The 8,899-nt window shown below is 64.7% G+C and carries 11 protein-coding genes and 1 pseudogene; 4 read left to right on the top strand and 8 right to left on the bottom strand.

Going from position 1 to position 8,899, the window contains the following annotated elements:
- Nucleotides 1-122 precede the first annotated feature (122 nt).
- Nucleotides 123-377 carry a hypothetical protein gene (locus D3872_RS03470; protein ID WP_229459138.1) on the bottom strand — a complete coding sequence of 85 codons (255 nt, stop codon included), beginning with the start codon at nt 375-377 and terminating at the stop codon, nt 123-125.
- Nucleotides 378-543: 166 nt separating this feature from the next.
- Here D3872_RS03470 and D3872_RS03465 point away from each other — a divergent pair.
- Nucleotides 544-1,302 (top strand): annotated as a pseudogene (locus D3872_RS03465) (histidine kinase); the annotation flags it as partial.
- Here D3872_RS03465 and D3872_RS27365 read toward each other — a convergent pair.
- The gene (locus tag D3872_RS27365) at nt 1,200-1,676 is read right to left on the bottom strand and encodes a histidine kinase (RefSeq protein WP_370660943.1); all 477 of its coding nucleotides are present in this window, start codon (nt 1,674-1,676) and stop codon (nt 1,200-1,202) included. The pseudogene D3872_RS03465 and the gene D3872_RS27365 sit on opposite strands and share 103 nt — an antisense overlap.
- On the opposite strand from D3872_RS27365, the gene D3872_RS25540 reads away from it, so the two are divergent.
- A complete protein-coding gene (locus D3872_RS25540) occupies nt 1,590-2,435 on the top strand; it encodes a hypothetical protein (RefSeq protein ID WP_182915664.1) in 846 nt (281 codons plus the stop codon). The genes D3872_RS27365 and D3872_RS25540 overlap by 87 nt on opposite strands.
- Complete coding sequence (locus D3872_RS03455) at nt 2,413-2,739, top strand: hypothetical protein (protein WP_119809491.1); 327 nt, start codon at nt 2,413-2,415, stop codon at nt 2,737-2,739. Before D3872_RS25540 ends, D3872_RS03455 begins: the two co-directional genes overlap by 23 nt.
- A 45-nt stretch (nt 2,740-2,784) precedes the next feature.
- On the opposite strand, the gene D3872_RS03450 is transcribed toward D3872_RS03455, so the two are convergent.
- The 6 genes from D3872_RS03450 to D3872_RS03430 are packed head-to-tail and all read right to left on the bottom strand — an operon-like array spanning nt 2,785 to nt 7,547.
- The gene (locus tag D3872_RS03450; protein ID WP_119809488.1) at nt 2,785-4,029 is read right to left on the bottom strand and encodes a CaiB/BaiF CoA transferase family protein; all 1,245 of its coding nucleotides are present in this window, start codon (nt 4,027-4,029) and stop codon (nt 2,785-2,787) included.
- Nucleotides 4,030-4,049: 20 nt separating this feature from the next.
- Nucleotides 4,050-4,418 carry an adenosylmethionine decarboxylase gene (speD, locus tag D3872_RS03445; protein WP_119809487.1) on the bottom strand — a complete coding sequence of 123 codons (369 nt, stop codon included), beginning with the start codon at nt 4,416-4,418 and terminating at the stop codon, nt 4,050-4,052.
- A gap of 8 nt (nt 4,419-4,426) precedes the next feature.
- Nucleotides 4,427-4,591: a hypothetical protein gene (locus D3872_RS25535; RefSeq protein ID WP_182915662.1), complete on the bottom strand. Its 165-nt coding sequence runs from the start codon at nt 4,589-4,591 to the stop codon at nt 4,427-4,429.
- Nucleotides 4,588-6,054, bottom strand: a complete 1,467-nt coding sequence (locus D3872_RS03440) for a DUF4178 domain-containing protein (RefSeq protein ID WP_119809486.1) — start codon at nt 6,052-6,054, stop codon at nt 4,588-4,590. Before D3872_RS03440 ends, D3872_RS25535 begins: the two co-directional genes overlap by 4 nt.
- Nucleotides 6,055-6,064: 10 nt before the next feature.
- Entirely contained in the window at nt 6,065-7,126 is a 1,062-nt protein-coding gene (locus D3872_RS03435) for an SPFH domain-containing protein (RefSeq protein ID WP_119809485.1), read from the bottom strand.
- A gap of 34 nt (nt 7,127-7,160) precedes the next feature.
- Nucleotides 7,161-7,547: a DUF350 domain-containing protein gene (locus tag D3872_RS03430; protein ID WP_229459136.1), complete on the bottom strand. Its 387-nt coding sequence runs from the start codon at nt 7,545-7,547 to the stop codon at nt 7,161-7,163.
- Nucleotides 7,548-7,613: 66 nt separating this feature from the next.
- Between D3872_RS03430 and D3872_RS03425 the strand changes: the two genes are divergently transcribed.
- The coding region (locus D3872_RS03425; protein ID WP_119809483.1) for a polyamine aminopropyltransferase at nt 7,614-8,899 on the top strand (1,286 nt) is incomplete at its 3' end.

The following is an 8,899-nucleotide window of genomic DNA, read 5'->3' as shown; positions in this document are numbered from 1 at the left end:
GTGTAAGCCTGCGGCAAGGGCGGAATGCAAGACGCATTCCGCCGCGGCCGCTTAATGCAGCTGGTGTTTCAGGTCAGACAGCTCGTCGTGCACCTTCATGACCGCTTCGGCCATTTTTGGCGTCACGCAGCCTGGTTGCGGCAAACACGCTTGGCTTCGTCGCCCAGTTGTTCGAGGTCGTCCACACACTGGCGTATGCGGTTTTCATCGTGCGACTGGATTACCTGCTGGGCCCTGCTGGATTCCCGGTCCAGCTTCTGGATCACATCCTTCAGTTGCGATGGGGTACCGGTTTCAGACTGGCATGTCTGGGACGCCTGGCCGATCGCCTGCTGGATGCTGCTCCACCTTCTATCAATTTCGGACGATTGCAACATTTGAACCTCCCACATGAAATGGCATCGGACTTGTGCCATTTAAATTAGACCGGGCTGAAGAAGCTAAGTTCGGATTATTAATGCATGCCGCGCCAGCGGCGCTTCGCTCCACCGGCAGGCGGTTTCGTCGCCTGCCCCGTTGCGGCGCGGCGCGGCGCGGAACACAATGGCTGGAAATCACTGCTCCTTGACCATCATGCAAGCATCCAACACGACCGTACGCGCCCCCTTCCCTTTCCGCCAACTGGCGCGGGACGCCGGCTATGCCGTCATTTTCAACCTCCTGTGCGCGGTGGTGATCACCTCGGTCACGAAAATGCCGCACGAGTTTTTCCAGAACGTGGTCTATTCCATGTGCATCGGAATGACCGCGCTGTTGCTGATCGACGGCTCGCGGCTCGCGCTGTGGGGCGCGCACGGACGCCCAAAGTGGGCGCTGTTCGTGCCGATCATTGCGCTGGCGGTGCCGGTGGCGCAGGTCGCGGGCACCGCCGCCGGCAGTTTCCTGCTCGGACACAACGTACCCACGCTGGCGCGGTTCGCGGCAGGGTCGATGAACTCGATGCTGGTGTTCACGATGGTGGCGGCGTTCACGGCCATGCTGTTCTTCACCAGCCGCGAACGCATCATCCGCGCCGAAGCCGCCGTCGCGGAAGAAAAGGCGCGCACGGAAACCATCAAGCGCCAGGGGCTGCAAACCCAGCTGCGCCTGCTGCAAGCGCAGGTCGAGCCGCACATGCTGTTCAATACGCTGGCCAACCTGCAGGGCCTGATCGCGATCGACCCGGAACGGGCGCAGGCCATGCTCGACCAGCTGATCCACTACCTGCGCGCCACGCTGAGCGCATCGCGCTCCGACGACACCACGCTGGCGCGCGAATTCGCCCTGATCGACGCATACCTCGGACTGATGTCAGTGCGCATGGGGAAGCGGCTGTCCCATACGCTGCTGCTGCCGCCGGAATTGGAGAACGCGAAACTGCCGCCGATGCTGCTGCAGCCGCTGGTCGAAAACGCGATCGTCCACGGCCTCGAGCCGAAAGTCGACGGCGGCAGTTTCGCGTTCTCCAATTCCGGCGGCAGCAGCAGCGTATGGGACAGCCGCTTCCCCATGCGCACTGACATCAGTCCGAGGTATGCGTCGATCAGGGCGAATTCGCGCGCCAGCGTGGTGTCGTCGGAGCGCGATGCGCTCAGCGTGGCGCGCAGGTAGTGGATCAGCTGGTCGAGCATGGCCTGCGCCCGTTCCGGGTCGATCGCGATCAGGCCCTGCAGGTTGGCCAGCGTATTGAACAGCATGTGCGGCTCGACCTGCGCTTGCAGCAGGCGCAGCTGGGTTTGCAGCCCCTGGCGCTTGATGGTTTCCGTGCGCGCCTTTTCTTCCGCGACGGCGGCTTCGGCGCGGATGATGCGTTCGCGGCTGGTGAAGAACAGCATGGCCGTGAACGCCGCCACCATCGTGAACACCAGCATCGAGTTCATCGACCCTGCCGCGAACCGCGCCAGCGTGGGTACGTTGTGTCCGAGCAGGAAACTGCCGGCGGCGGTGCCCGCGACCTGCGCCACCGGCACCGCCAGCGCAATGATCGGCACGAACAGCGCCCACTTTGGGCGTCCGTGCGCGCCCCACAGCGCGAGCCGCGAGCCGTCGATCAGCAACAGCGCGGTCATTCCGATGCACATGGAATAGACCACGTTCTGGAAAAACTCGTGCGGCATTTTCGTGACCGAGGTGATCACCACCGCGCACAGGAGGTTGAAAATGACGGCATAGCCGGCGTCCCGCGCCAGTTGGCGGAAAGGGAAGGGGGCGCGTACGGTCGTGTTGGATGCTTGCATGATGGTCAAGGAGCAGTGATTTCCAGCCATTGTGTTCCGCGCCGCGCCGCGCCGCAACGGGGCAGGCGACGAAACCGCCTGCCGGTGGAGCGAAGCGCCGCTGGCGCGGCATGCATTAATAATCCGAACTTAGCTTCTTCAGCCCGGTCTAATTTAAATGGCACAAGTCCGATGCCATTTCATGTGGGAGGTTCAAATGTTGCAATCGTCCGAAATTGATAGAAGGTGGAGCAGCATCCAGCAGGCGATCGGCCAGGCGTCCCAGACATGCCAGTCTGAAACCGGTACCCCATCGCAACTGAAGGATGTGATCCAGAAGCTGGACCGGGAATCCAGCAGGGCCCAGCAGGTAATCCAGTCGCACGATGAAAACCGCATACGCCAGTGTGTGGACGACCTCGAACAACTGGGCGACGAAGCCAAGCGTGTTTGCCGCAACCAGGCTGCCGTGACGCCAAAAATGGCCGAAGCGGTCATGAAGGTGCACGACGAGCTGTCTGACCTGAAACACCAGCTGCATTAAGCGGCCGCGGCGGAATGCGTCTTGCATTCCGCCCTTGCCGCAGGCTTACACCACGCCTTTGCCGCGCAATGCGGCAATCTCCGCATCGCTGCGTCCCAGCACATCGCGCAAAACCTCATCCGTATGCTGGCCCAGCATGGGCGGCGGCAAGCCGGCCATCGCCGGCGTGGCCGACAGTTTCATCGGGCTGCGCACCAGCTTTACTTTTCCAGCGGCCGGGTGGTCCATCTCGATCGCGACGCCACGCGCCTTGACCTGGGGGTTGTCGAACACGTCGGCCAGGTCGTTGATCGGCCCGCAGGGCACGCCGACCTCTTCCAGCAGTGCGATCCATTCGTCGCGGCTACGTTCCCTGACCATCTCCGCCAGCAGCGGCACCAGCACGTCGCGGTGCTGCACCCGCAAGGGATTGGTGGCGAAGCGCGGGTCGGCGCCCAGGTCGGGCCGCTTGCCGGCCTCGACGAACTTCTGGTACTGGCTGTCGTTGCCGGTGGCGACGATGATATGGCCGTCGGCGCAGGCGAAGGTCTGGTAAGGCACGATGTTGGCGTGCGCGTTGCCCCAGCGTTTGGGCGGCTTGCCGCTGTTGAGGTAGTTGCTGCCCATGTTGGCCAGCATCGCCACCTGGGTGTCGAGCAGGGCCATGTCGATGTGCTGTCCCTCGCCGGTGCGGTCGCGGTGCATCAGCGCGGCCAGCACCGCCACGGTGGCGTACATGCCGGTCATCAGGTCGGTGATGGCGACGCCGGCCTTCTGCGGCCCGCCGCCGGGCAGGTCGTCGCGTTCGCCCGTGATCGACATCAGGCCGCCCATGCCCTGGATCAGGAAGTCGTAGCCTGCGCGGTGCGCGTAGGGGCCGTCCTGGCCGAAGCCGGTCACCGAGCAGTACACGATGTCCGGCTTGACCGCCTTCAGGCTGTCGTAGTCGAGGCCATAGCGCTTCAGCTGCCCGACCTTGTAATTCTCGAGCACGACGTCGGCCTCCTTCGCCAGTTCGCGCACGAGCGCCTGGCCTTCGCTGCTGGCGATATCGACTGTCACCGAGCGCTTGCCGCGGTTGGCCGACAGGTAGTAGGCGGCTTCGGTGGTGTCCTTCCCTTGCGCGTCCTTCGCGTACGGCGGGCCCCAGGCGCGGGTGTCGTCGCCGGCGCCGGGGCGCTCGATTTTGATCACGTCGGCGCCGAGGTCGGCCAGGTTCTGCGAACACCACGGCCCTGCCAGCACGCGCGACAGGTCGAGCACGCGGATGTGTCCCAGCGCCTTCGGCGCCGTTGAAGTTTCTTGTGTCATGGTCGGTCTTGCTGTTTCGATTATTTGGATGTGGGGACCGGCGCCCCGCGTTCAATGGTCTGCACGGTGCGCGATTGCGGCTGCAGCGCATTGTCGATGACCGCCAGCGCAAGCTGGGGCACGGCCTCGCCGCACATGAAAATGTCGGCCGCCGCGAAGCCGAACTCGGGCCAGGTGTGGATTGAGATATGCGATTCGGCCAGTAGCACCACGCCGGTGACGCCCATCGCTTCGCCGAAGCTGTGGAAGTGGCTGTGCAGGATGCGTGCGCCGGCCGCTTCGGCGCCGGCGCGCAGCAGTTCGTCGATGCGCTCGACCGCGGTCAGCCTGGCCGGATCGACACCGTGGAAGTCGGCCAGCAGGTGGACGCCGGTGGCGCGGTGGACCATCGGTGCGTTCACTTGTGGCCACCGCCGCCATGGGAACCGCCGCTATAGCCGCCGGTGGAACGCCAGCTGCTGCCGGCGCCGCTGCTGGTGCTGGACGCGACCATCCGGGTCCAGCTGACCGTGGTGGTGATGAAGGTGACCACCAGCGCGTAGATGAAGTATTTGTTGTTCATTTCTTTTCTTTGCTTTCGCTGGCGAAGAACTTGCGCGGCAGGTAGAGCGCGAGGGCGCCGATGGCGACCGGCAGGTAGCTGGCGCCGAAGTTGAACAGCAGCGGGATCACGTTCAGCATCAGCAGCCACATGAGGAACTTGCCGGCGCCGGCGCCGGCGCGCTCCGCCGATGCGGGCGGCGTCATCGGCGCGCCGCCGCGCACATTGGCGCCGAACCAGGTCTTGACCTGGTCGAAGGCCACCGGCGTCGATCGCGACCAGCTCAGTTCTTCGTCGCTCAGTTCGGCCGACAGCGTGGCCTGGCCCAGGGCGAACTCGTACACCCTTAGCTGGTCGCCCGCCGCCACGCGCCAGTTGAAGGCGCCCGCGGCCCAGTTCACCCGCGAGGGGTATTCGTACAGCTTGTCGTAGCTGGCTTTATCGAGCGTGACGTTGTCGGCGCCGGTCCACGACCACGCGGGCCAGGTGTCCAGCACATCGGCGCGGGACCAGCCGCCGTCGGTTTCGGCCAGCCAGAAGAAGGGGCCGCGCGTGCTGTACAACAGGTACTCGGTCCATTCCGTGCCCTCGTCGTCCTGCCTGGTCATCGCGCCGATGATCGTGTAGGGCGTGCCGGAGATGTTGGCGGTGGCGCCGAGCGGAAGCGTGGTGCGCACCCGTTCCACCTTCTCGCCCGCCTGCAGCACCTGCGCCTGCGGGCCGGCCGCGTCCAGCTGCGCGGCGCAGGCCGGGCAAACGAGCTGGGTGGTCACGCCGGGCAGGTATTTGATCGGGCTGCCGCAGGAAGGACAGTCGAGCGCATCGAGCTTGCCGCGGTACTTGCCCGCGCTGGCCTTGATCTGTTCGTCGTCGCGCAGCAGCTGGGCCTTCATGCCGGCCAGCGTCACCGCGTGGCCGGTATATAGCTGCGGCGTGGCGCCGTCGGAGTAGTCGAGCGTGACGAAGCTGGCGCCGCTGCGCAGGTCGATCACGCGCGCCTCCCAGCCGTCGCCCACCTTGAACGGCAGCTCGCCCTGGCCGCCGGTGCACTTCGCGACGCGCTTGTCGGCCGCGGTGTAGCGCTCGCCGTTGACGGTGTACAGCTTGCCCGGCTCGACCTCGTCGAAGGCGGGCAGGGCGCCTTCGGCCGCGCGTTCGATCGTCACGCTGTACTGGCCGGAGGCGTCGCCCAGCCAGCCCGAGGCGCCGTCGTCGAACACCAGGAACCACTCGTTCCAGAAGCCGTTCTCGTAGCGCAGCTGAATGCGGCCGACCACGTTGAAATTGCGGCCGCCAACCACGCCCGAGGTGCCGACCTGGATCGGCGAATAATCCTCGAGCACGTCGGACAGCTTGCCCTGCGCGCCGACCGAGGCGGCGTCCTTCAGGACCGTGGTGCGGCAGAACTCGCATACGGCCATGACGGACGCGTGCGAGCGGAACTGCACCTGGGCCCCGCAGCCGGGGCAGGAGACGATCTGCATGTGGTAAGGCTTATCCGATCAGTTTCTTCAGCAGTTCAGCCTTGGTGCCGTCGTAGTCGGCGGGCGAGATCAGCCCCTTGTCGAGCAGTCCTTTCAGCTTGGCCAGGCGGTCTTCGATGGATTCCGCCGCCGGTGCTGCGGCTGCCGCTGCGGGAGCCGCGGCTGGCGCAGGCGCCGCTTGCTGCGGCGGCATGCCGAACGCGCCGCCCATCGACTGCGCCATCGCCTGGCCCACCGCCGCGCCGGCGCCGATGCCCGCGCCGATGCCGGCCAGCCCGCCTTCGTTCTGGGCCGCCAGCGGGATGCTGGACGCCACCTGGAACTGGGTGAAGCCGCCCATCTTGTCGGCCGACAGCGAGCCTTTCATGCCGGCGCCGATACGCTCGTCGAGCGCGGCCTGCAGTTCTTCCGGCAGGCTGACGCTGGCCACGTTGAATTCATCCAGGCCGATGCCGTAGCGCGCGAACGCCACCGTCAGGTCGCCCTTGACCTGCTGCGCCATCAGCGCCTGGTTGGCCGCCATGTCGAGGAAGGCGACGTTCGAGTTGCCGATCGAGTTGGCCATGGTCGACAGCATGATGCCGCGCAGCTGGTCTTCCACGTCCTCGCGGGTATACACCTCGCGGGTGCCGCTGATCTCGGTGAAGAAAGTGCGCGGGTCGGCTACCCGGTACGAATACATGCCGAAGGCGCGCACGCGGATCATGTCGAAGTCCTTGTCGCGTACCGTGATCGGCTGCGGCGTGCCCCACTTGCGGCCGGTCTGCACGCGCGTGCTGAAGAAGTAGACGTCCGACTTGAACGGCGAGGCGAACAGCTTGTCCCAGTTTTTCAGGTTGGTCAGCACCGGCAGGGTCTGCGTGGTTAGCTTGTGGGTGCCGGGCATGAACACGTCGGCCACCTTGCCCTCGTTGACGAACACCGCCACCTGCGACTCGCGTACATTCAGGACGGCGCCGTTCTGGATTTCGAAGTCCTGCATCGGGTAGCGCCAGGCGAGTACGCCCTCGGTCTCCTCGTTCCATTGCAGGACGTCGATAAACTGCTTCTTGATGAATGAGCCAATAGACATTGAGGCCTCCGGGAATGTGTTCGTGGTGGTTGGGTCAGGAGATGGAACCGGCGTTGACCAGGCCGATCGACAGCGAGATGGCGCCAAGCAGTCCGCCGAAGGCGCTGTTGTCCGCCTCGATCTGGTCCTTCGACATCTTGAGCAGGCGCGTGGCGACGTTGAACACCAGTACCTGCACTACCATCGCGCCGCCGGCCCAGCCGAAGAATTCGTAGTAATCATCGGTGTGCACCAGCGCGGAGGCGATCGTCACCGAAAATCCGATCAGCGTGCCGGCCAGCGAAATGGCGGCTGCGTGGTTGCCCTGGCGGACCAGCTGGATCTCGTCGAACGGGGTAAGGCGCGTGTAGATCACAAAAAACGCCATCACCATGGCTACGGCTGTCGCAAGGTGGAGCAGATAGTTTAGGATGGCGGGCACGCGTTACTCCTAATGAAAGATAGTCAAAATGTTAGTGCAGCACGATCTTAGAGCAAAAGACGATTCATGACAAAACGAATTCTCATCCTTTCCGTCTTTGTCGTCGCCTCTTGCGGCCTCGCCTACGAGCTGATCGCGGGCGCCATGTCCAGCTACCTGCTGGGCGACTCGATCCTGCAGTTTTCCACCATCATCGGCTGCTACTTGTTCGCCATGGGCGTCGGCGCCCACCTGTCGAAATACGTGGCCGACAAGGACGTGCTGGGGCGCTTCATCGACATCGAACTGGCGGTGGGCCTGATCGGCGGCGTGTCGGCGGCGCTGCTGTTCATGAGCTATGCATGGATGGCCGCGCCGTTCCGCACCTTGTTATATGTATTGGTCTTCATGATCGGCGCCATGGTCGGCATGGAAGTGCCGCTCGTGATGCGCGCGCTGAATGCGCGCGACACCGCCTTCAATGAACTGGTCAGCCGCGTGCTGACCTTCGATTACCTCGGCGCGCTGGCGGTGTCGCTGCTGTTCCCGCTGGTGCTCTCGCCCCACCTCGGGCTGGTACGCACGGGCTTCCTGTTCGGGATGCTCAACGTGGGCGTGGCGATGTGGACGCTGTACGTGTTCCGCGCCGAGCTTGTCGACGGCGGCGGACGGGTGCTGCGCGCCTGCGCCGTGATGTTCGCGCTGGCGGTCGGCTTCATCCAGTCAGACCGCATGGTGGAGTGGGGCGAGCACGGCCTGCTGGGCGACGAGATCGTGTATTCGACCACTACGCCCTACCAGCGGCTGGTGATCACGCGCTGGAAGGACGACCTGCGCCTCTACATCAATGGCAACCTGCAGTTCTCGTCGCGCGACGAATACCGCTACCACGAAGCGCTGGTGCACCCGGTGCTCGAAGCGCTGCCGTGGGCCAGGCGCGTGCTGGTGCTGGGCGGCGGCGACGGCCTGGCGCTGCGCGAGGTGCTGCGCTACCCGAACATCGAGCATGTGACCGTGGTCGACCTCGACCCGGCCATGACACAGGCGTTCACGACGCGCCCGGAACTGGCAAAGCTGAACAAGGCAGCGTTCTCGGACCCGCGCGTAAATGTCGTCAATGCCGACGCGGCGGTATGGCTCCAGGACACGAAGGAGATGTTCGACGCCGCCATCGTCGATTTCCCCGATCCGTCCACCTTCGGGCTCGGCAAGCTGTACTCGGTACCGTTCTACGGCGTGCTGAAAAATCACGTCGCCGCCAACGGGCTGGTGGCGGTGCAGTCGACCTCGCCGTTCTTCGCGCCCAACGCCTACTGGACCATCGATGCGACCTTGCGCGAAGTGGGCATGAAGACCTGGCCCTACCACCTGTA

It is taken from the genome of Massilia cavernae, from assembly GCF_003590855.1.
GTDB lineage: Bacteria > Pseudomonadota > Gammaproteobacteria > Burkholderiales > Burkholderiaceae_D > Telluria_A > Telluria_A cavernae.
Note: the sequence above shows the minus strand (reverse complement) of the source record. Positions and strands in the feature narration are given on the sequence as shown.